The 22,781-nt window shown below is 55.9% G+C and carries 19 protein-coding genes; 12 read left to right on the top strand and 7 right to left on the bottom strand.

The features are described from left to right. Positions 1-6: 6 nt before the first annotated feature. The 4 genes from recF to R6U90_RS11425 all read left to right on the top strand — a co-directional run bounded on the left by recF (position 7) and on the right by R6U90_RS11425 (position 6,258). Positions 7-1,083: a DNA replication/repair protein RecF gene (gene recF, locus R6U90_RS11440; RefSeq protein WP_410352824.1), complete on the top strand. Its 1,077-nt coding sequence runs from the start codon at positions 7-9 to the stop codon at positions 1,081-1,083. Positions 1,084-1,109: 26 nt separating this feature from the next. Beyond that, complete coding sequence (gyrB, locus tag R6U90_RS11435) at positions 1,110-3,530, top strand: DNA topoisomerase (ATP-hydrolyzing) subunit B (protein WP_410352823.1); 2,421 nt, start codon at positions 1,110-1,112, stop codon at positions 3,528-3,530. A gap of 723 nt (positions 3,531-4,253) precedes the next feature. After that, positions 4,254-5,558 (top strand): ammonium transporter, encoded by a 1,305-nt coding sequence (locus R6U90_RS11430; protein WP_410352822.1) that lies wholly within the window; start codon positions 4,254-4,256, stop codon positions 5,556-5,558. A gap of 16 nt (positions 5,559-5,574) precedes the next feature. Then, complete coding sequence (locus R6U90_RS11425; protein ID WP_410352821.1) at positions 5,575-6,258, top strand: hypothetical protein; 684 nt, start codon at positions 5,575-5,577, stop codon at positions 6,256-6,258. An 18-nt stretch (positions 6,259-6,276) separates the two neighbouring features. On the opposite strand, the gene R6U90_RS11420 is transcribed toward R6U90_RS11425, so the two are convergent. The 6 genes from R6U90_RS11420 to glyQ all read right to left on the bottom strand — a co-directional run bounded on the left by R6U90_RS11420 (position 6,277) and on the right by glyQ (position 12,147). Further along, on the bottom strand, positions 6,277-7,311 hold the full coding sequence (locus tag R6U90_RS11420) for a class 1 fructose-bisphosphatase (RefSeq protein WP_410352820.1): 1,035 nt from the start codon (positions 7,309-7,311) through the stop codon (positions 6,277-6,279). A 158-nt stretch (positions 7,312-7,469) separates the two neighbouring features. After that, positions 7,470-8,189: a lysophospholipid acyltransferase family protein gene (locus R6U90_RS11415; RefSeq protein ID WP_410352819.1), complete on the bottom strand. Its 720-nt coding sequence runs from the start codon at positions 8,187-8,189 to the stop codon at positions 7,470-7,472. Further along, positions 8,190-8,735 carry a D-glycero-beta-D-manno-heptose 1,7-bisphosphate 7-phosphatase gene (gmhB, locus tag R6U90_RS11410; protein WP_410352818.1) on the bottom strand — a complete coding sequence of 182 codons (546 nt, stop codon included), beginning with the start codon at positions 8,733-8,735 and terminating at the stop codon, positions 8,190-8,192. Between the two features lie 85 nt (positions 8,736-8,820). Next, positions 8,821-9,153: a MazG nucleotide pyrophosphohydrolase domain-containing protein gene (locus R6U90_RS11405; RefSeq protein WP_410352817.1), complete on the bottom strand. Its 333-nt coding sequence runs from the start codon at positions 9,151-9,153 to the stop codon at positions 8,821-8,823. A gap of 4 nt (positions 9,154-9,157) precedes the next feature. Continuing rightward, positions 9,158-11,230 carry a glycine--tRNA ligase subunit beta gene (glyS, locus tag R6U90_RS11400; RefSeq protein WP_410352816.1) on the bottom strand — a complete coding sequence of 691 codons (2,073 nt, stop codon included), beginning with the start codon at positions 11,228-11,230 and terminating at the stop codon, positions 9,158-9,160. Further along, complete coding sequence (gene glyQ, locus R6U90_RS11395; RefSeq protein ID WP_410352815.1) at positions 11,227-12,147, bottom strand: glycine--tRNA ligase subunit alpha; 921 nt, start codon at positions 12,145-12,147, stop codon at positions 11,227-11,229. Before glyQ ends, glyS begins: the two co-directional genes overlap by 4 nt. A gap of 195 nt (positions 12,148-12,342) precedes the next feature. Here glyQ and R6U90_RS11390 point away from each other — a divergent pair, with 195 nt between their 5' ends. The 8 genes from R6U90_RS11390 (at position 12,343) to ntrC (ending at position 21,035) form a co-directional block, all read left to right on the top strand. Then, positions 12,343-12,924: a hypothetical protein gene (locus R6U90_RS11390; protein ID WP_410352814.1), complete on the top strand. Its 582-nt coding sequence runs from the start codon at positions 12,343-12,345 to the stop codon at positions 12,922-12,924. Positions 12,925-13,211: 287 nt separating this feature from the next. Beyond that, entirely contained in the window at positions 13,212-14,255 is a 1,044-nt protein-coding gene (locus R6U90_RS11385) for a tRNA (5-methylaminomethyl-2-thiouridylate)-methyltransferase (RefSeq protein WP_410352813.1), read from the top strand. Next, positions 14,243-14,488, top strand: coding sequence for a sulfurtransferase TusA family protein (locus R6U90_RS11380; RefSeq protein ID WP_410352812.1), 246 nt, complete (start codon positions 14,243-14,245; stop codon positions 14,486-14,488). Before R6U90_RS11385 ends, R6U90_RS11380 begins: the two co-directional genes overlap by 13 nt. Then, complete coding sequence (locus R6U90_RS11375; protein ID WP_410352811.1) at positions 14,475-15,659, top strand: cation diffusion facilitator family transporter; 1,185 nt, start codon at positions 14,475-14,477, stop codon at positions 15,657-15,659. Before R6U90_RS11380 ends, R6U90_RS11375 begins: the two co-directional genes overlap by 14 nt. Before the next feature lie 214 nt (positions 15,660-15,873). Continuing rightward, positions 15,874-17,280: a glutamate--ammonia ligase gene (gene glnA, locus R6U90_RS11370; RefSeq protein WP_410352810.1), complete on the top strand. Its 1,407-nt coding sequence runs from the start codon at positions 15,874-15,876 to the stop codon at positions 17,278-17,280. A 466-nt stretch (positions 17,281-17,746) separates the two neighbouring features. Further along, on the top strand, positions 17,747-18,343 hold the full coding sequence (locus R6U90_RS11365) for a DUF4124 domain-containing protein (RefSeq protein ID WP_410352809.1): 597 nt from the start codon (positions 17,747-17,749) through the stop codon (positions 18,341-18,343). A 228-nt stretch (positions 18,344-18,571) separates the two neighbouring features. Further along, positions 18,572-19,636, top strand: coding sequence for a nitrogen regulation protein NR(II) (gene glnL / locus R6U90_RS11360; RefSeq protein ID WP_410352808.1), 1,065 nt, complete (start codon positions 18,572-18,574; stop codon positions 19,634-19,636). Between the two features lie 7 nt (positions 19,637-19,643). Beyond that, entirely contained in the window at positions 19,644-21,035 is a 1,392-nt protein-coding gene (gene ntrC / locus R6U90_RS11355) for a nitrogen regulation protein NR(I) (RefSeq protein ID WP_410352807.1), read from the top strand. Between the two features lie 154 nt (positions 21,036-21,189). Here the strand turns inward: ntrC and R6U90_RS11350 are convergent. Next, on the bottom strand, positions 21,190-22,781 hold a 1,592-nt coding region (locus R6U90_RS11350; protein WP_410352806.1), incomplete at its 5' end, for a DUF6701 domain-containing protein.

The following is a 22,781-nucleotide window of genomic DNA, read 5'->3' as shown; positions in this document are numbered from 1 at the left end:
TTCGCGATGAGCCTGACTCATCTGGCGATCAACCGGGTTCGCAACCTGGATGCGGTAGAGATTACGCCCTGTGATCAGATCAACCTGATCTACGGTGAAAATGCGAGTGGCAAGACCAGTCTACTCGAAGCAATCCACCTTCTGTCTCTGGCTCGCTCCTTTCGCAGTACGTCGATTCAACATGTAATTCAACGGGATCAGCCCACCCTGACCGTGTTCGGACGTATTCGGGGTCAGGAAGGCCAAACCACCGCTATTGGTCTGGAGAAGGGTCGCGATCTGACCCGTATCCGGATCAACCAGCGTACCGCCCACAAAACCTCCGATCTGGCAGCGGTGCTACCGGTTCAGGTGATCAACCCCGATATTCATCGGATTCTGGAACAGGGACCGCGCTATCGCCGCCAGTTTCTCGATTGGGGAGTGTTCCACGTGGAACATTCTTTTCTGTCTATCTGGCAGGCATATCATAAAGTATTGCGTCAGCGAAATGCCGCGTTGAAAACCCGCTCCCGGCCGGAAGAGATCCAGTACTGGGATGTCCAGTTGATCGAACAGGGCGAGCGCCTTACACAATTGCGCCGCAATTACCTGGCGGCACTGAAACCCTGGCTGGAGCATTACAGCCAGGCGTTGCTGGGATCGGTACCGGACTGGCACTACCAGCCCGGCTGGAATCAGGAACAGGATCTGCGCACTGCTCTTGCGCGGGGGTTTGAAAGAGATCGCCAGCAGGGATTTACCCAGAGTGGACCGCATCGGGCTGATCTAATCATTCGCCAGGATCGCCAGGCAGTGCAGAATCATTTTTCCCGGGGTCAGCAGAAACTGCTGGCCAGTGCAATGCGACTGGCCCAGATCGCCCAGTTTCGTGCCGTACGCGAGCAGATCCCGGTCTTGCTGGTAGATGATCTGCCCGCCGAGCTGGATTCGGAACGGCGGGCCCGTTTGCTGGGATTACTGGTGGAATCCGGTGCCCAGTTATTTGTCACTGCCACTGAAGCTGGTCTGCTTGAATCGGACGAACAACAAATAATTAAAATGTTCCACGTGGAACACGGTGTCATTCAAGAAGTGGTATAATCGCGACCTGACTGGAGAATCCACCCATGAGCGAACAAAATTACGATTCCTCGAATATCAAGGTCCTCAAAGGACTCGATGCAGTCCGCAAACGCCCCGGCATGTACATCGGGGATACGGATGACGGAACCGGGCTGCACCATATGGTATTCGAAGTGGTGGACAACTCCATCGATGAAGCCCTGGCCGGTCACTGCAAGAGTATCGAAGTCACTATTCACAGCGACGGATCCGTCTCGGTACGGGATGACGGTCGCGGGATCCCGACCGATCTGCATGAAGAAGAAGGTCGTTCCGCCGCGGAAGTTATCATGACGGTCCTGCACGCGGGCGGCAAATTCGATGACAATTCCTACAAGGTCTCCGGTGGACTGCATGGGGTAGGGATTTCCGTAGTCAATGCGCTTTCTGAACATCTCAAGCTCACCATTCGCCGTGACAACAAGGTCTATCAGCAGGAATACCAGCTGGGAGAGCCTCAATATCCGTTACAACCCCTGGGTGAAACGGAACAGACCGGGACCGAAATTCGTTTTAAACCCAGTACAGAAATTTTCACCGATACCGAATTCCATTACGATATTCTTGCAAAACGGTTACGCGAACTTTCTTTCCTGAACTCCGGCGTGCGCATTGTACTGAATGACGAACGGGAGCCGGATAAACAGGATGTGTTCGAATACGAAGGGGGCATCAAAGCCTTCGTCGAGCATCTCAACCGTAAGAAAACACCATTACACGAAAACGTTTTTTATCTGAATCTGGAAAAAGACAATATCTGGGTTGAACTGGCGATGCAGTGGAATGATTCCTATCAGGAAAATATCTACTGCTTTACCAATAATATTCCACAACGTGATGGTGGCACCCATATGTCGGGGTTTCGTACCGCCCTCACCCGCACGTTGAATAACTATATTGAAAATCAAGGGCTTACAAAAAAAGCCAAGGTCAACCCCAGCGGCGACGATGCACGCGAAGGCCTTTGCGCCGTTTTGTCAGTCAAGGTGCCCGATCCCAAATTCTCGTCCCAGACCAAAGATAAACTGGTGTCATCTGAAGTCAAAGGCGTGGTCGAGTCGGTAATGGGCGAGAAATTCAGCGACTATCTGCTCGAGCATCCCAATGACGCCAAAGGCATCGCCTCCAAGATTCTGGATGCGGCGCGCGCGCGGGAGGCTGCCCGCAAGGCGCGCGAAATGACCCGCCGCAAGGGTGCCCTGGATGTAGCCGGCCTGCCGGGCAAGCTGGCCGATTGTCAGGAAAAGGATCCCAGTCTCTCCGAGCTGTTCCTGGTGGAAGGGGATTCCGCCGGCGGTTCGGCCAAGCAGGGTCGGGATCGCCGTGCCCAGGCGATACTGCCGCTCAAGGGTAAGATTCTGAACGTGGAGAAGGCTCGCTTCGACAAGATGCTCTCTTCGGTGGAAGTGGGCACTCTGATTACCGCCCTGGGTTGCGGAATTGGGAAAGAAGAGTTTGATATCAATAAGTTACGATATCATCGCATCATTATTATGACCGATGCCGACGTAGACGGCTCGCACATTCGTACCCTGTTGCTGACCTTTTTCTATCGTCAGATGCCCGAATTGATAGAACACGGCTATATCTATATTGCCCAGCCGCCGCTCTACAAAATCAAAAAAGGGAAACAGGAACGCTATCTCAAAGACGATCCGGAACTGAATGCCCATCTGTTGCAGACCGCGCTGGACAGCGCCGAGTTGCATGTCAATGACAGCGCACCGCCGCTCAGTGCCGAGGCGCTGGAAGTGCTGGCCCGCCAGCATATGCTGGTCAATGAAACCATTCGACGCCTTAGCCGTCGCTATCCGGCCATCGTGCTGGAAAAAATGATTTACATGCCCGGATTGAAGGATGCGCAATTGCTGGATAACGAGGGTATGCAGCAGTGGTTTGCCGAGCTGCAGCAGCGGCTGGCCAATGATGACAGCACCAACAAACAGTTCCAGTTTCATTTTAAAAGCGATGAAAATGAAAGCGGTAGCTGGCAAGTGACGGTTACCGCCATTCGTCACGGGATCAGCAGTGATTATGTGTTTACGCGCGAATTTTTCGAAATGGGTGAATACAAGGCCATTAGTACCCTCGGCGAGCAACTCGACGGCTTGCTGGAAGACGGTGCATATATTCAACGTGGTGACAAACAACAACCGATTAGCGCTTTTCGTCAGGCAATGGAATGGTTAATGGATGAGGCCAAACGCGGTCAACATGTTCAACGTTACAAAGGTCTGGGTGAAATGAATCCCGAACAGCTCTGGGAGACCACCCTCGACCCCGAATCCCGCCGCCTGTTACAGGTGCAGATCGAGGATGCAATTGCCGCTGACGAGATATTCACGACCCTGATGGGCGATCAGGTCGAACCGCGTCGTGAATTCATCGAAACCAACGCGTTGAACGCCAATAATCTCGATGTTTGAATCCCGTCTTCTTATGGGAGGCGTGTCGCAGATGTTCACGGCAGTAGAAGAGTTTTGTCTCTGGCCCTGTTAACGGGAGCAGTGATATCACACCAGGATGATGCTTGACGTCTGCCTGAATCTGACTGATACCCGGGTTTTGGCTGCCCTGCTATCCTGGTTGTCGGCATCTGCTGCTTGCCCGGCACTTTATGATTGAAAGCAGGCTGTACCTCAATAAGGCAGCCTAATTTTACGCAATCCCCCCTGGTCGCTGGGATAAAAAATCCGCAACAAAATCCGTCAACCGCCGGGTTCGGATCCTGAACTTGATCAGCCACCATTTCTCTTCTGTCGATCACGACCTCTATCCCGGTTGCTCTGCCAGTTACCATAGCGTCGGTGGCTGATTAAACCCGGATAAATTACTCCGCTGGTTGTGATACACGCCCGTATTAGAGAGAAAAACCTGTCTCGCTGTGTTGCCATAGCGGAAGTAATCTGATTTTGTCCACTTCTCAGGGGGCTCTATATTTTTACGAGAATAGTATAAACAGCTGTCTGAATGCCGGTTTGACGAAAACCCGGTAAAGAACATTCTGGTGCAGTGCAAAAAACTTTGCGCCAAAAAGAGGCGGGCTTCGGTAAATATTACGGGTATACCCTGATTTTTACTGGCACAGCAATTGCTCAATGTTTTGCAGTGAATAATTTTTTATTCAACAGCAAAGACAAAGGGCGAGAATGAAACGACAAGGCAAATGGTTTGTGCTGGTAACAGGGCTGGTGGGTTGTGCGCCGGCCATGGCAGATACGACAGCCGGCTTGCAACAGTCAATGGATACCGTCTGGTTGATTACCGCCGGTGCCCTGGTGTTTTTCATGCAGGCCGGTTTTGCCCTGCTGGAGAGCGGTATGTCGCGGGCCAAGAACTCGGTCAATGTGGTGATGAAAAACTACATGGATCTGTGTCTGGGCAGTCTCGCATTCTGGTTAGTCGGTTACGGCTTGATGTTCGGGGCCAATCCGACCGGGTTGTTAGGTCAAAGTCATTTCTGGCTGGGCAATGCCGAGGCTATGGATTACAGCCTGTTATTTTTCCAGACCATGTTCGCGGCCACGGCCGTGACTATCGCCAGTGGCGCGATGGCCGAGCGAACCCGTTATGGCGCTTACTTGATCGGTGCGATAATCGTGTGTGCCATCATTTATCCGGTGTATGGCAGCTGGGTATGGGGCAGCCTGTACGAGGGCAGTGGCTGGCTGGCGGAGCTGGGCTTTATTGATTTTGCCGGATCCACTGTCGTCCACTCGATCGGAGGCTGGATCGCTCTGGCGGGTATTATCGTGCTGGGGCCGAGACTGGGCCGTTACGATAAACAACGCAACAGTCGTCTGATTGCCGGACACAATCTCAACAGCGTAGCGCTGGGTGGTTTTATTCTCTGGCTTGGCTGGTTTGGCTTCAACGCCGGCAGTACTGCCAGTGCCGACGCCAGTATTGGACTGATTGCCCTGAATACGCATCTGGCGGCTGCCGCCGGCGCCGTAGGCGCGTTGTTTAGCATGGGCTTGAGACGTAAACCGGTATTGTTAACCCAGACCATCAACGGCGGCATCGGGGGGCTGGTTTCGATTACTGCCGGTTGCGCCACAATGGAACCCCTGTATGCCATTATTACCGGGTTGATCGCTGGCTGGGTAGTCGTAGCAGGTTCTGCTTTGATGGAAAGATTGCGGCTGGATGATGTAGTCGGTGCCGTCCCCGTGCATGGGTTCGCAGGCGCCTGGGGGACCCTGGCTGCCGGCCTGTTTCTGGCCGGAGATATGTTCAATCCGGCCCAGGTGCTGGTCCAGGTGCTGGGCGTTCTGGCCGGGTTTGCCTGGGCCTTTCCCGTCGCACTGTTAATGTATGGTCTGATCCAGCTAACCCGTGGCCTGCGTGCCAGTAGTGAGGATGAACAACGGGGGCTGGACTTCAGCGAGCATTACGAGATTGCCTATCCTGAATTTCAGGCCGCACAGTTGCATCAGGGTAAAAACCAGTAACAGGGAGAGTGAAACGATGACAACAACGGCTTCCGAATCGCAAGAGAACAGCCTGGCAATACGCAAACAGGCTATTATGGTAGGACTCAGTCCCTTCATGGCGCTGGAAGAATGTCGCCAGGCCGCCAATTACTGGGAACTGTATTACAGCCGGGCTCCGCGTTTTGCGATTCAGCAATTTATCAAGCAACTGGTAACGCCGGATAATTCGCTGTGGCCCTATCGCAAGGAGATGATGCTCAATGTCACCAAGGTAATGGCGCTACTGCCACGGGAGATCGAGTTGCAGTATGCGACATTGTTTCAGGGGGAGCTGGATTTCCCCGGCGCAGGTCATGGAGCCGATCAGGATCCGGCCCAGCCGGTTTTCGAGCAGCTCTATCAAAGCCTGCTGTCACGGCTGGAAGCGGAGGATTATGCTACGGCATTACGCCTGCGCAAGTTTTTGCGCGAGAGAATGTTGCAAAATGGTTCTTTTAGCATGGAGACGCGGCGCCTGAATAGCTGGTTACTGGGCATTGAGTCAACACTGGAGGTCAATTTGCCCCGCAACCAGATGCGGGAAGTGGTGCACCAGGCCTGGTTGGGATGTTGTGAATACCTGGGGCCGGTGACGGCGGATCGGATTCTGGGTCAGGCGGTCGCCGAGGTGGAACAAAAAACCCGTGGCGAGGAAATCTCGCCGCGGGTTTTGTTGTAGTCAGCCGGCTCTACCCGTTCAGGCAGCGGCGTTGGCGTCGTGCTCCTTGTGATATTGCACAACCCGCTCGACTTCCTGCTTTGAGCCGAGCACGACCGGAACCCGCTGATGCAGGTTGTTCGGTTGCAGTTCCATGATTCGCTCACGACCGGTGGAGCTCATACCGCCGGCCTGTTCCACGATGAAGGACATGGGATTGGCTTCGTACATCAGTCGCAGCTTGCCGGTTGCCCCACTGGCTTTCATCTTCTCGTCCATTGGATAGAGGAAAATGCCGCCACGGATCAGAATACGGTGGACTTCGGCGACCATGGAAGCGATCCAGCGCATATTGAAATCTTCGTCGCGATCGCCAGCGGAGCCGGACAGACACTCATCCACATAGCGTTTGACCGGGGGTTCCCAGAAACGCGTGTTGGAGGCGTTAATAGCGAATTCACGAGTGGATTCGGGAATAGTCAGGTTGGGATGGGTCAGAATGAACTCACCGATATTCTGATCCAGGGTAAACCCGTTGACGCCGTTGCCGGTGGTCAGCACCATCATGGTGGAGGGGCCATACAGAGCATAGCCGGCGCAAACCTGTTCGGTGCCAGGCTGTAGAAAATCTTCAGTGGCAGGATTCTGGCAGTCACCCTGACAGCGCAGAATAGAAAAGATAGTACCGACCGAGACATTGACATCGGTATTTGAGGAACCGTCCAGCGGATCAAAAGTAAGTAAGTACTTACCACGCGGATATTCGGCGGGAATGTGAGAGATTTCTTCCATTTCCTCGGACGCCATAGCCGCAAGATGGCCAGACCACTCGTTGGAACGCAGGAACACATCGTTGGTGATGATATCCAGCTTCTTCTGATCCTCGCCCTGCACATTTTCAGTCCCGGCCTGTCCCAGTACGCCGATCAGATCGCCGTGATTGACCAGGTTGGAGATTTCCTTGCAGGCGGTGACGATGTCATTCAGCAGGGAGGTAAAATCACCCGTAGCATCCTTGATGCGACGTTGCTCCTCAATGATGAACTGGGTGATGGTAATTCTTCCGTCTCGCATGTTTGCCTCGATAAATTCGGTTGTCAATTCAGTCCGGGCCAAAACAGGTTATTCTTGGCAGCTGCCGGGACAAGAGTATAAGTATATCAATATTAAGCGATATACTGAAACACAAGAGACCGGAGCAATATTATAATCTTATTTAGAATAGGGGCTTGTTACGGAGAATCAGCCGGAGCAAGGCGCGCCATCTCGCCCTCGATAAAGGTTTCCGCTTCGGTCTGAATCTGTTCAGCCGATTTGTTCTGGCTCTCGATGGGTGGACCGATCACCATGTGAATGGTACCGGGCTTCTTGAGAAACTGGCCCTTGGCCCAGAAGTAGCCGGCGTTGTGAGCGACCGGCACGACCGGGTAACCGGACTTGGATGCGAATACGGCACCGCCGATCTTGTAACGTCCCCGGCTTCCGGGAGGCACCCGGGTGCCTTCCGGGAAAATAACCACCCACAGCCCGCGCTTGAGGCGTTCGGTCCCCTGTTCGATGATCTGGCGAATGGCGTTGCGCCCGGCCGACCGGTTAATAGCGATCGGGTCCATGCAGGACAGGCCCCAGCCAAAAAACGGCAGCCAGAGCAGCTCTCGTTTGATCACGAAGGTCAGCGGCGGGAAGACCTGCTGCAGCGCAATCGTCTCCCAGGTAGACTGATGCTTGCTGAAGATGATGGCGGCACTGTCCGGGATGTTTTCCCGCCCCTCGACCACATAATCGAGTTTACAGACAGTTTTGAGAACCCACAGATTATAGCGGGCGAACTGGCTGATGATGGTGTAGCGCCAGGAAAACGGCGCAAAATAAAAGAGCAGTACGATGCAGGTGATCACCACACTGGTGACGATCACCGACAGACTGAACAGGGTGGAACGAAGGAACACCATTTAACCATCCTCACTGGCAAGAAAATCATCGACAAACCGGGCCAGATCGGGATACACCGGAACGCCTTCCAGCCCCTCGCCTTTGGCCAACGTCCGTTCACCCTTGCCGGTTCTGACCAGATAGGGTGAGGCGCCGACTGCGCGGGCCGATTCGATATCGCGCAGGGAATCACCGACGACCGGCACATTCTCTAAAGTGTGATCACTGAGATGAGCAATACGCTGCAGCAAGCCCGGCAGCGGTTTGCGACAGTCGCAATGATCGTCGGGGCCATGCGGGCAATAGACGATCCCATCGACCCGGCCGCCCTGCTCGGCCAGCAACTTGCGCAGTTTGTCGTGCATCTGCTGCAGTGTGACTTCGGAGTAATAGCCGCGGGCAATTCCTGACTGGTTGGTGGCCACGTACACATGATAGCCGGCCCGGTTGAGCCGGGTGATCGCCTCCAGGCTGCCGGGAATCGGCACGAACTCGGCAACATTTTTTATATAGTCGTCGGAGTCGTAATTAATCACCCCGTCACGATCCAGAATAATCAGTTTCATAATAATAGTGATTTACCACCAAGGCACCAAGAAAAGAATAAGTTAATCAAAAATCAATCCTGGTGTCTTTGTGTCTTGGTGGTGATCAGTTGTCCTTAAATTCAGAAACTCGGATGCGCCCGTTTACCATTTTGGATTCGCGTTGCATGATCTTGTCCATCTTGGACCAGAAGGCCTGGTTGAGATCGAACTCGGCCGAGATGGCGGTCCCCATGATCAGGATCAACAAATCGGCGACCTCCTCGGCCAGCTCGTTCTTGTCCTTGCCCTTGGTCACGCAGGCGGAGATCTCACCAAGCTCCTCGGCCATCAGTGCGACGCGATAGGGCAGATCCTCGCCGCCAGTACCTTTGAAATCATGCTTGTCATGAAAGGCCTGCACGGTCTTGAGCATTTCCTCATAGGAGTCGGGATTCATGAGCTTATCCTTGCAGACGGGAAATATCTGCGATCTGCATGAACAGTTGGTGCAGGTTGTTCAGCAGAGCAACGCGGTTGTTGCGTAATTTTTCGTTCTCGGCCATTACCATGACATCGTCGAAGAAGCGGTCCACCGGCTCACGCAGTTCGGACAGCTGGCTCAGGGCCTGCTGGTAGTTGGCCTGCCGGACCTGTTCGTTGACCTTTTGCTGCAGACCGGTCAGACGATCGTGCAGGGTCTTTTCGGCGGGATCCTGTAACAGGCCGGGGTCAATGGTCTCCGGCAAGGTGCCTTCGACTTTCTTGAGGATGTTGGCGATGCGTTTATTGGCGGCGGCCAGGCTTTCGGCAACCTCGAGCTGGCGAAAGTGATCCACGGCTTTGAGCCGTTGCTCGATATCCAGCGGCCGGGTCGGGCGATTGGCGGTCACCGCGTCGAGGACGTCGGCGCGAATGCCCTGATCACGGTAATAGGCCTTAAGGCGTTCGAGAATAAAACCGATGACCGGCTCTAAAGCTTCTTCCGCCTCAAGGGCTTGATCAAAGCCGGTGGCGGACTGTTCCAGCAACGCCTGCAAATCGAGATCGAGCTGCTGCTCGATCAAAATGCGCAATACACCCAGGGCGGCGCGACGCAGGGCAAAGGGATCCTTGTCACCGGTCGGGATCTGGCCAATGGCAAAAATGCCAACCAGGGTATCGATCCGATCGGCCAGCGCGAGCGCCTGGCCGGTGACCTCACCGGGCAGATCATCGCCGGCGAAGCGGGGTTTGTAATATTCGTCCAGGGCCCGGGCGACCTGCGGCTGTTCGCCATCGAGCCCGGCATAGTAACGGCCCATGATGCCCTGCAGTTCGGGGAATTCACCCACCATCTCGGTCATCAGATCGCATTTGCACAGCTGTGCGGCACGGATGGCCAGCTGTTTGTCGCCGCCCAGTTGTTCGGCAATGGCACCGGCCAGTGCTTCCACCCGCCGGGTCTTGTCATAGAGCGTACCCAGCTTTTGCTGAAAGACCACGCTTTTGAGTGAGTCGGTGCGTTGTGCGAGCGGAGTTTGCCTGTCCTGCTGCCAGAAGAACTCGGCGTCGGCAAAGCGTGGGCGGATGACCCGTTCGTTGCCTTGTTGAACCTGTTCGGGCTGTTTGCTTTCGATGTTGCTGATAGTGATAAACAGCGGGAGCAGCTGACCTTTGTTATCCACCAGATGAAAATATTTCTGATTGGTTTTCATGGTAGAAATCAAGGCCTCCTGGGGGACATCCAGGAAGCGTTCATCAAAGCGACCTGTCACGGCCACCGGCCATTCGACCATGGCCGTGACCTCATCGAGTAACGCCTCATCGATCACCGCGTTGGCCTTGTATTGAGTCGCGGCCTGTTCGATCTGGGCGCGCACGGCAGTGCGCCGGCGATCGAAATCGGCGATGACCTTGCCTTCACTCTCCAGTAATACCTCGTATTCGGCCGGTGCGGGTATATAAATCGGATCGGGATGATGGAAGCGATGGCCGCGGGTCTCGCGAGTGCTGCCGACGCTCAGGATCTCCGCTTCGATAATCTCGTTGCCGAACAGCAACACGACCCAGTGCACCGGTCGCACGAACCAGGCGTCCAGGTCGCCCCAGCGCATGCGTTTGGGAATTGGCAGTTTGTCCAGCGCCTGGCGAACGATGTCCGGGATGAACCGGCCGGTCGGCTCGCCGGGCCGGGTGGCCCGATAAACCAGTCGGGTACCCTTGTCCGTCTCTTCGCTTTGCAATTCTTCAACGGGGGTACCGCACTTGCGGGCAAAGCCTTCCGCGGCTTTGGTCGGCTGGCCTTCTTCATCGAAAGCGGCGGATACCGGTGGGCCGTATTGCTCGATGGTGCAGTCCGGTGTTGAGGTCGGCAGTGCTTTGATCAACAAAGCCAGCCTGCGGGGCGTGGCATATTGTCGGATGGCAGGGCTATCCAGATGCTTCTCCTGCAGTCCGTGACGGACGCCCTCTTCAAATGCAGCGCAGAGTGATTGCAAGGCCCGGGGCGGTAACTCCTCGGTGCCGATTTCGATCAACAGGTCCTGTCGGCTCATTGGTTCGCCTCCCGGCACATCGGAAAGCCCAGGGCTTCGCGGGCGGCGTAATAGGCCTCGGCCACGGCGCGGGCCAGATTGCGCACGCGCAGGATATAACGCTGGCGTTCGGTCACCGAGATAGCGTGGCGCGCATCGAGCAGATTGAAACTGTGCGAAGCCTTGAGCACCTGTTCATAGGCGGGCAGCGGCAGTTGCGCCTCGATCAGTTGCTGACTCATCTTCTCGGCCTGGTCAAACTGGCGGAACAGGTCGTCCACATCGGCATGTTCGAAGTTATAGGTGGACTGTTCCACCTCGTTTTGATGAAACACGTCGCCGTAAGTGACCTTGCCGCGCGGACCGTCAGTCCAGACCAGATCGAACACGCTTTCGACGCCCTGCAGGTACATGGCGATGCGTTCCAGGCCGTAAGTGATTTCGCCGGTGACCGGCTTGCAGTCCAGGCCGCCGACTTGCTGGAAATAGGTAAACTGGCTAACTTCCATACCGTTAAGCCAGACCTCCCAGCCCAGGCCCCAGGCGCCGAGGGTGGGCGATTCCCAGTTGTCTTCGACGAAGCGGATGTCATGCACCAGCGGATCGAGGCCGAGCATTTTCAGCGAGCCGAGATAGAGTTCCTGGATATCCAGCGGTGAGGGTTTGATCACCACCTGGAACTGGTAGTAATGCTGCAGGCGATTGGGATTCTCGCCATAACGGCCGTCGGTGGGTCGGCGCGAGGGCTGCACATAGGCGGCGGCCCAGTTTTCGGGACCGATGGCGCGGATAAAGGTGGCGGTATGAAAGGTGCCCGCCCCCACTTCCATGTCGTAGGGTTGCAGGACAATGCAGCCCTGTTCGGCCCAGTACTGTTGCAGGGCAAAGATCAGTCCCTGAAAGGTACGGGCAGCGGCGGGATGGCGGGATTTGCTCAAGCGGACACCTTTTATAATATAAACGCAACGAAAAGAGCGCTCATTATAGCCGCGCGATTTGCCGCTGATAACCTCATCGAGCGTGGTTTTTACGTCCCGGCATACGCGGCAGCAGGGATCAGCGCAAAAAGAGTCAAGTTTCTGTCCGGATGGGCCGATGGTTTTTACAGGACGATTCACATCAGGAGGCCCGTTGTGATCGATATCGACCATACCCCACTGTCTCAGTGGCACAGTCTGGTCAGTGACGCCGAACAGGCTGTGGGTGTCACGCTGGAGCCGGAACTGGAAAGTTATCTGGTTTTCACCCTCATGCGTTATCTGGATCGACCGGAAATGGCGCAACGGGTGCTGGGGCTGGATTATCTCAAAGCGGCCCATTGTCAGGGTCGGGAACAGCAGGAGCGGCTGCGCGATGTCGGTGATCAGTGCCTGCTCTACAGCGGCCTGTTTCCGCGCCGCGCCGAGCGCCGGCGGGTTAGGATCAGCTATTACGTCGATCTGGGTCGCAGTGCCTATCATCACCTCGGTTCCAGTGGCATTACCCATTCCGCATTGTATGCCGAACTGGTCCAGACCTTTGTGATTGCTATGGATATCCTCCAGATGATCCGTAACCTGCGCCAGGAACAGCAGCTGGATCCGCTGGGCAGCCTGGAACTGTGGCAGGACACCGGCTCCCGCGTCGCTCGCCAGGCCCTGAGCGACATCACCAACGCCACCCCCCAGCCCGATCCCGAAGCCCGCAAAGGTGGAGGAAATGGCAGGTTACACTGAAAATTCTTATATTCATTACAAGGATCCGCAAATAAACGCTAATGAACGCAAATAAGATCATTTAAAGCAGTTCTTTCCCCCTTCCCCCGGAGTGCTTTGATCCGGTACGTTTTATCAGGCCATATCTCTGGTCACGTTATACTGCTGAACCAGTATTCTGTGAGGAGATAATGAATTATTCGTGTTCATTAGCGTTTATTTGCGGATAATTCGATTTTTTCTCTATCGGACCGATTTCTGCTATCCTTCCCCTCCCCTGACCAACCCCGAAACACCGGTAAAGTCCCATGTCCGAGCAACGCAAAGCTGTCGCCCTGATTTCAGGCGGTCTCGATTCCATGCTGGCCGCGAAGGTGCTGATGGAGCAGGGTGTGCATGTGGAGGGGATCAATTTTTTCACCGGCTTCTGTGTCGAGGGGCATACCCACGCCATCCGTAAACAAGACCAGGTCAAACCCAAACGCAACAACGCTCTGTGGGTGGCCGAGCAGTTGGGGATCAAACTACACATCGTCGATGTGATCGAGGAATACAAGGATGTGCTGCTCAATCCGAAACACGGTTACGGTCAGCATATGAACCCCTGCCTCGACTGCAAGGGCTTCATGGTGCGCAAGGCGCATGAATGGATCGAGGCCAACGGCTTCGATTTTATCGTCACCGGCGAGGTGATCGGCCAGCGTCCCATGTCCCAGCGCAAGGAGACCATGCCGGTGATCCAGCGTGAATCGGGCGCCGGTGAGCGGCTGCTGCGCCCGCTATGTGCCAAAAATCTTACTCCCACTTTGGCGGAGCGCGAAGGCTGGGTGGATCGTGAACGGCTGTATGATTTCAGTGGCCGTTCGCGCAAGCCGCAGATAGCACTGGCCAGACAGTTTGGCTTTACCGATTACGCCCAGCCGGCCGGCGGCTGCTGCTTTCTTACCGACAAGAACTATTCCGACAAGCTCGTGGATATGTGGCAACACCGGTCCAGCCGGGATTATCAGCTGGATGACATCATGCTGCTCAAGGTGGGTCGGCATCTGCGCCCGGCGTCCAACTACAAAGTGATCATCGGCCGTGAGGAAGGTGAGAACAAGTTCCTCGAAGGTTATCGTAACCAGTTTGTGCACCTGCGCACCACCAGCCACAGGGGGCCGCTGGCCCTGATCGATGGCGATATCAGCGAGGCCGACCTGGAAACTGCCGCCCGGGTCGCCGCCCGTTTCAGCCAGGGACGCGATGCCGAGGCGGTCGAAGTGGAAGTGAACTACACTGACGGTCAGCAGCATATCCTGCGGGTTGCACCGATGCCGCTGGACGCGATTCCCCGGGAATGGTATTTGTGAGTGCTCACAAACTCGATGCGCGTCGCCTGCTCTGCCCGATGCCGGTGATCCGGGTGCAGGATGCGATCGCCGTCCTGGCACCCGGGGAGATACTGGAAGTCACCTGTACGGACCCGGGAACGCTGAATGACATTCCCGCCTGGTGCCGAATCAACGGCCATCGGATACTGGATACCACGCAACAGGATAATGAGATCGTGATTCGAATCGAGGTCGGTAATGGCAACGACTGAAGAAGATCAGGCTCCCGTCATTACCCGCGCCGAGCGGGACGATCGTACTCGCCACATTACCCGCGTCACGCTGGTCGGGGCGGCGGTGGATTTGAGTCTGGGTATCCTCAAGGTGGTGGTTGGCTGGTTTGCCCAGTCCCAGGCGTTGATCGCGGACGGGGTGCACTCTTTTTCTGATCTGGTGACCGATGCTGTAGTGATTTACGCCGCGCGCCATTCCAGCCGCGAAGCCGATGCCGAGCATCCTTATGGCCATGGCCGGTTCGAGACTATGGCGACGGTGGGTCTGGGCATTGCCCTGATGGCTGTCGCTGCTGGTATCAGTATTGATGCCATCATCCGTCTGTTTAATCCGGACAAACTGTGGCAACCTGGTTTCTGGGCGCTGGTCGTGGCCGGTGTTGCGATCCTGGGCAAGGAAGCCATTTACCACTACAGCATGCTGATCGCCCGCAAATACAAATCTCACATGCTCAAGGCCAACGCCTGGCACAGTCGTTCGGATGCCATCTCCTCATTGATCGTGTTGCTCGGCGTTGCCGGCAGCATGGCCGGTCTCGAATACCTTGATGCCATCGCTGCTATCGGGGTCGCCTACATGATTGCCAGGATCGGCTGGGGTCTCTCTGCCCACAGCGTCAAGGAGCTGGTGGATACCGCCCTGGAGCCGGAGCGCCAGGAGGCGATCCGCCAGGCGATTCTTGAGGTCGATGGCGTTGAAGCACTGCACATTCTGCGTACTCGCCGCAGTGGATCCGAGGCTCTGGTGGATGTCCATATACAGGTGGATCCCTATCTGAGCGTTTCCGAGGCCCATTACGTGAGCGAGCGGGTGCGCAAGAAGGTGATCACTGATGTGGAAGAAGTTAACGATGTTACGGTACACATCGATCCCGAAAACGACGAGAAAGTGCCGCTGAATCTGAACCTGCCCAACCGCAGCCAGTTGCTCGTGCAGCTGGAAAAGGCCTGGAGCGAGATTGAAGAATCCCGTCGGATTGTCCACACTACTCTGCACTATCTGGATGGAGGTATTCAGGTGGATCTGACCCTGCCGATCGACATGGCCCTGGAACGGGACCAGAATCAACGCGAAACCTTGCGCCAGTGTTTTGCCCGCGCGGCCCGGAAGGTGGACGGTGTGAAATCAGTCAGGTTACTTTACCGTTGACGCACAGATATGGTGCATAGAGCGAATATTTTGCACTATTAAGGTGCCTCCGATGTCGTATAATATGGTCCGGGTTGATAAATTTCCTGTCGAATCAGCTTGTTATAGTGTGGCATGGTTCGTGCACTTAATCGGGCAACAGATTTTGAACTGCGCCAATGACAGCGCGATTCTGGATAACATTGAATATATTGAGCTAACCGGAGAACCCTAAATGTCTGACAAAGTCATGAAGATGATTAAAGATAACGGCGTCAAGTTCATTGATTTCCGTTTCACCGATACTCGCGGCAAAGAGCAGCACGTTTCCGTGCCGGCCCACGTCGAGGGTGAAGATATGTTTACCGAAGGCAAGATGTTTGACGGCTCGTCCATCTCCGGCTGGAAAGGGATTAACGAATCCGACATGATCCTGATGCCTGATGCTGACAGCGCTTTTCTGGATCCCTTCTCTGAAGAGCCGAGCCTGAACCTGACCTGCGACATCCTGGAGCCGGCCACCGGCCAGGGTTACGAGCGCGATCCCCGCTCCATCGCCAAGCGCGGCGAAGCCTACCTGCAGTCCACCGGTATTGCCGATACCGCACTGTTTGGTCCGGAACCCGAATTCTTCGTGCTGGACGACGTGCGCTGGGGCGCGGACATGAGCGGTGCCTTCTACAAGGTGGATTCCGAAGAAGCCGAGTGGAACTCCGAGCGCGTCTATACCGACGGCAACATCGGTCACCGCCCGGGCATGAAAGGCGGTTACTTCCCCGTGCCGCCGGTTGACTCCCTGAACGATCTGCGTGCCGCCATGTGTCTGGCCCTCGAAGAAGTGGGCGTTCCGGTGGAGGTACATCATCACGAAGTCGCTACCGCCGGACAGTGTGAAATCGGCACCAAGTTCAGTACCCTGGTAGAACGGGCCGACTGGAATCAGCGTATGAAATACGTGATCCACAATGTCGCGCACATCTATGGCAAGACCGCGACTTTCATGCCCAAGCCGCTGGTCGGCGATAATGGCAGCGGTATGCACGTGCACCAGTCACTGATGAAGGACGGACAGAATCTGTTTTCCGGTAACGAATACGGCGGCCTGTCTGAAACCGCGCTCTACTACATCGGCGGGATCATCAAGCATGCCCGGGCCTTGAACGCCTTCACCAATGCTTCGACCAACTCCTACAAGCGTCTGGTCCCGGGCTTTGAAGCGCCGGTCATGCTGGCCTATTCGGCCCGTAACCGTTCCGCCTCCATCCGTATCCCCTACGTGGCCAATCCGAAAGGCCGCCGTATCGAGGTGCGCTTCCCGGATCCGACCGCCAATCCGTACCTGGCCTTTACTGCCATGATGATGGCCGGTCTGGATGGTATCCAGAACAAGATCCATCCCGGCGATGCCATGGACAAGGATCTGTATGATCTGCCGGCCGAAGAAGCTGCCAGTATTCCGACAGTCTGTCACTCTTTCGACCAGGCACTGGATGCACTGAGCGAAGATCGGGCGTTCCTGACCCAGGGCGGTGTCTTCACCGATGACGTGATTGATGCTTATATCTTACTGAAGATGGACGAAGTTACCCGCTTCCGCATGACCACTCACCCGGTCGAGTTCGACATGTACTACAGCCTGTAAGCGCCACATCTCAGGTGAAAACAAAGCGCCCCCGCAAGGGGGCGTTTTTGTTTCAGAACGTAAAAATATTAACCACGAAGACACCAAGACACGAAGAAGACAAATAAACTCTATCTTTGTGGGAGCCGAGCCCCCTCGGCGATTCAGCCTCGATGAGCGCGCTATTCTCAACCAATCGGCCAGAGGGCTGGCCTCCTACGGCCTGCAGTTTTCTCGCACCTCGTTACTCGTCCCTCGGCCCTGAGCTCTCACTAACAGGGTGAACTACTGGCCATTCAGCCAACCGGATAATAAATATCGGTTATAGATGCCCCGTCAGTCGGCCAGAGGGCTGGCCTCTTACAGCCTGCATTTTCCTCGTACCTCGTCCCTGAGCTCTCACTTACAAAGTGGAGATCGGGTTGATAATCGACACTGACAATAAAGAACTATTGTAGATGCCTCGTCCGGGGGCTATTCTTGAGCTATGAAAAACTATTGCATGATTGCTCTGCTGTTGTTGACCGTGCCCGCGGTGGCGGCTGATAAAGTGTACAAAAAAGTCAATCCGGACGGGTCAGTGGAATACAGCGACCAGCCGATCGAAGGCAGCGAGGAGATGTCAGTAGAGGAGGCGCCGGCTACCCGCTTTGAAAAGTCTCCCGATATCAATTATCAGCCGCCAGAGCGGGATCGGGAGGACACCTCGCCGTACGAGGTCACGATTACCTCGCCGGGCAATGACGAATCCATCCGCGATAATGCCGGTAACGTGACGCTGCGGGCTAACATTCAGCCAGGCCTGATGGGCGGCCATCAATTGCGCTGGGTGATGGATGGTGAGCCTCTGGAACAAACCGGCACCACCGTAACCCTGACCAATGTTGACCGGGGCACCCATACTGTTCGCCTGGAGGTCGTGGATCGGGACGCGAATGTGGTGGGCGCCAGCGAGTCAGTGACCTTCCACCTGTTGCGTCACAGCACGATACAGTCGGGCTCGCAACCTTCGCCCCTCAATCCCCCGAAACCGACAATTCCCGGACCGACCCCGACCAATCCCCCGAAACCCTCCTCGCCTTGATCGGGGCGCACCATTGTGGTGCGTGAATAGTGTATCTGCGCTATGCTTTGCTGTGTGCAGCGCGCGTGGGCCGACCAAAACAGCGCAGCAGCCCGTAAATGGTTCAGTATAGATCCGCTAACTATTTGTAATACAAGCAAATAATTGGGACGGCCAAAAACCTGCCAAAGGGGCATCGAAAATGGTGCGTTATGGTTTGGTTCTTGCTACACCCCGGGTATGGAGACGATGACCCCATCCCCCGATTTACAACAACGTGTCCTTGAGGCAATGACCTCCGGACTGATGCTGTTCGACCAGGATTTGTGCCTGCGGTATGTCAATGCCGCAACCGAGATGCTGTTTGGCAGCAGTGGTCCGCATTTGATCGGACACCGTTTCGAGGAATTGTTCGAGACCCCCGACAATGTCGCCAACGAATTGCGCGAGGCCCTGGCCAGCGGCCACCCCTTTACGCGCCATGAGGTGAGCCTGAAGCTGATCCACGGACGCGAGGTGGTGGTGGATCTGACCGCTCTGCCCCTGGTGGAGCGGGAACAGGCGCCGGAACTGCTGGTGGAGGTCAGCCAGATGGATCGCTTGTTGCGCATCGCCCGCGACGAAAGTCGGTCTGCCCAGCAGGAATCCACCCGGCAGATGCTGCGTGGTCTGGCCCATGAAATTAAAAATCCCCTGGGAGGCCTGCGCGGCGCGGCCCAGTTACTGGCGCGCGAGTTGCCCACCGATGAACTCAAGGAATACACCGGGGTGATTATCAGCGAGGCGGATCGCCTGCAAAAGCTGGTCAACCGGATCCTGGGGCCCAACAAGCTGCCCAGGCTGGAACCGGTTAACGTCCATGAAGTGCTCGAATATATGCGTAGCCTGTTGCTGGCCGAAGCGCCCGAGGGGATACGCTTGCGCCGGGACTATGACCCCAGTATTCCGGATTTAACCGCCGATCGGGATCAGATCGTCCAGGCCCTGCTCAATATCATTCGCAATGCCATCGAGGCGCTGCAGGGCGAAGGCGATATCACTCTGCGCACCCGGGTGGCACGCAAATTCACCATTGGCCAGAAACAGCATGATCTGGTGGCGCAGATCCAGATTATTGATAACGGCCCGGGGATTCCGACAGAGATTCAGGAGCGGATTTTCTTCCCCATGGTTTCCAGTCGGGCCGAAGGCACCGGTCTGGGGCTGGCTATCGCCCAGTCACTGATTCAGCAGCATAACGGCATCATCGAATGTGACAGTGAGCCGGGCCGAACCATCTTTTCTATCTATATACCGATCGAAGTTGAGGCATGAGACAACCATGAGCAAGGAAACCATCTGGATCGTCGACGACGACCGCTCAATCCGCTGGGTACTGGAAAAAGCATTTAAAAATGCCGAGATTGAAGTGCGCAGTTTCGACGAAGCCGACAGCGTATTGCGAGCACTCAATCGCAGCGAACCGGATGTGATCATCAGCGATATCCGCATGCCCGGTATGGATGGCCTGGAACTGCTGGGCCGGATTCATGACAAATACCCCGGCTTGCCGGTAATCATCATCACCGCGCACACCGATCTGGACAGTGCGGTCAGCGCCTATGAGGTCGGTGCCTTTGAATACCTGCCCAAACCGTTCGATGTGGATGAAGCGGTAGAACTGGCGCGCCGCGCAATCAGTCATCGGCGTGAAACCGGCCTGGGCGAAACGCCGGCAGGTCAGATCGATGCTGAGATCATTGGCGAAGCGCCTTCCATGCAGGAGGTATTTCGCGCCATTGGTCGACTGGCGCGCTCCAATATCACCGTATTGATCAATGGTGAATCGGGCACCGGCAAGGAACTGGTGGCCCAGGCTCTTCATCGCCACAGTCCACGGGCCGGACAGCCGTTCATTGCCCTGAACATGGCCGCGATCCCGCGGGATCTACTCGAGTCGGAATTGTTCGGCCACGAAAAAGGCGCGTTTACCGGAGCGAATACGGCCCGCCATGGACGCTTCGAACAGGCCGATGGCGGCACCCTGTTTCTGGATGAGATTGGCGACATGCCCCAGGAACTGCAAACGCGATTGTTACGGGTACTGGCCGACGGTGAATTCTATCGGGTAGGGGGACACAGCGCGGTCAAGGTGGATGTGCGCATCATCGCAGCGACCCATCAGAATCTGGAAAAGCTGGTGGAACAGGGCCGCTTTCGTGAGGATCTGTTCCATCGACTCAATGTCATTCGTATCCACATTCCTTCGCTGCGCGAACGACGCGAGGATATCCCGTTGCTGGCCCAGCATTTTCTCAACCGGGCAGCGAAAGAGCTCAATGTGGATGCAAAGAGCCTGGATCGCGAGGTAATGGAATATCTGTCGCGACTGGACTGGCCCGGCAATGTTCGCCAGCTGGAAAACACCTGTCGCTGGTTGACGGTCATGTCGCCCGGCCAGGTCGTGCACATCGACGACCTCCCCCCCGAGATGCTGCACGGCAAGGACGAAACCCGTTTCGACGGCGACTGGAGCGAACTGCTACGCCAATGGGCCGAACAGGAACTCTCCCGGGGTCATACCGCGATCCTCGATCAGGCCATGCCGCAATTCGAACGGGTGATGATCGAAACCGCCCTGAAAAAAACCGGCGGCCGGCGTCAGGACGCCGCAAAACTGCTCGGCTGGGGCCGTAACACCCTCACCCGCAAGATCAAAGAGCTGAACATGTAAAAGAGCTGAACCACCAAGACACAAAGACACGAAGTAAAGATTTTGTATAATACATCATGGTAGGCCGGACATAGCGCAGCGGTGTCCGGCGTTCTTTGAGAATGCCCGATACCGCTAACGTTATATCGGGCCTACGGCTTGGTGGTGAATATCTTCACTGAAATCTTTCCCGCCAGTAGATGATCCGGTCATCACCGCGATAACGACCAAAGGTGGCGGTGGCTTCGGGCTCTTCCTCGCTGCCGTCACCGTCCCAGTCATCCTGTAGATAGCCCGGTGTATTGGCGCGTACGGTGACGTTACCGTAGATCGGATTATTGGGATCAAAGCCGGCATCGCTGTCGGGTGCTTTGAGATAAAGCGTGTAGAGACCGTCGTCGGGCGTGTCGGTGTATTGTATATCCGTATCCGGCGCGGCGAAGGCGCAACCGCTGTCGCTGTCGCCGGGATCGCCGGTGTCCTGGACGCAGGTTTCCCCGCGCGTATCGCCATCGCCAACGGTGACAGTATCGGTGGGATTGAGCAGGTCGATGGTAACCCCGTTGTCACAGACATCGAGTGTGTTGGTGACAAAATCGCTGCCGTCGTAGTACTGGGCAAACATGGGTACTTGAAGGTCAGCCAGTTCCGTCCCGTAAGCGTTGTCCAGCGCAATCCGTCCGCTGCGAATATTGACCTGGCCTTCCGTATACCCATCCGAGTCGATCCCGTCGCTGTCGGTGGCGCGCAGCTCGTTGATGGCCAGTGGCGCGGTTTCTTTGCTCGCGAAGGTGTAGGTCACATCATTGCGCACACCGATCCCGTCATTGGTAGTGAAATAGCCGGTATCCAGCGTGTTGTTGGTGAAGTTGGCGGTATCACCGGCATTGGAGATGACCGGATCCCGCACAAAACTGTTGCGGTAGTTACGTGTTGGGTTGCCACCCAGGTTGAGCGCGTCGACCGTGACGGTGAATGGTTGACCGGAATAGGTGAATGCGCCATTACAGGCCTCGGTGGCGGTGACATCAAAATGGTGCGGGCTGAAACGGCCGATATTTTCACTGGTATTGAGCGTGGTATCCCCGATCGTGGTTTCATCAAAGTAATCGACCCCGGCGAGGCTGGCAGTAAAGGTAAAGACACCAACTTCGGACACGGTTTGATTGTTGATCAGGTGTTCGCCGTTGTCGGCATCACTAATGTCGAAACTGGTGACATTGATCGCACCGGCGTCACCGCCTGCCGGCGCCACAAGATTGTGACTCAGACTGATATTATCCAGCTGGAAGTTGGGCGTCAGACTGGTATCGGCACAGGCGCCACGCACTTTCAGATTAAAATTGTTACCGGCGGCCGTGTAGAGTGAACAGCTTGCATCGCCGCTGGGACAGTCGGCGTTGGTATCGTCGCTGTAAACATACAGCCGGGCCGGTTTGGTGACGTATGTGTCATTACCCACCATGGTCAGCCCGGCATCATCACCGCTGCCTTCGTATTTGGCATTGAGAGTCAACTTCCCCGCATCAGGGTAAGTCAGGGTAAAGGTGCTGTCTGCATTGGCATCGAACTGGACGGGAACATTGGTGCCGCCGGGCTCGCTGGTTGGCAGCAGGTAGTCGGTTGTATCGTGATTGAGCGTCACCTGCTGCGTTCCGCTGGCAGGATCGGAATAGTTGGTCCAGAACTTCAGGTTCTTGGTGTCGCTGGCAAAGGCCGGCACACATTTCTGGGTAGTTTCGTCGGTGCGAACGGCGCTGATTGTGA

Source organism: Thiohalophilus sp. (assembly GCF_046483665.1).
GTDB lineage: Bacteria > Pseudomonadota > Gammaproteobacteria > UBA6429 > Thiohalophilaceae > Thiohalophilus.
This window is presented reverse-complemented; position numbering and strand designations above follow the sequence as displayed.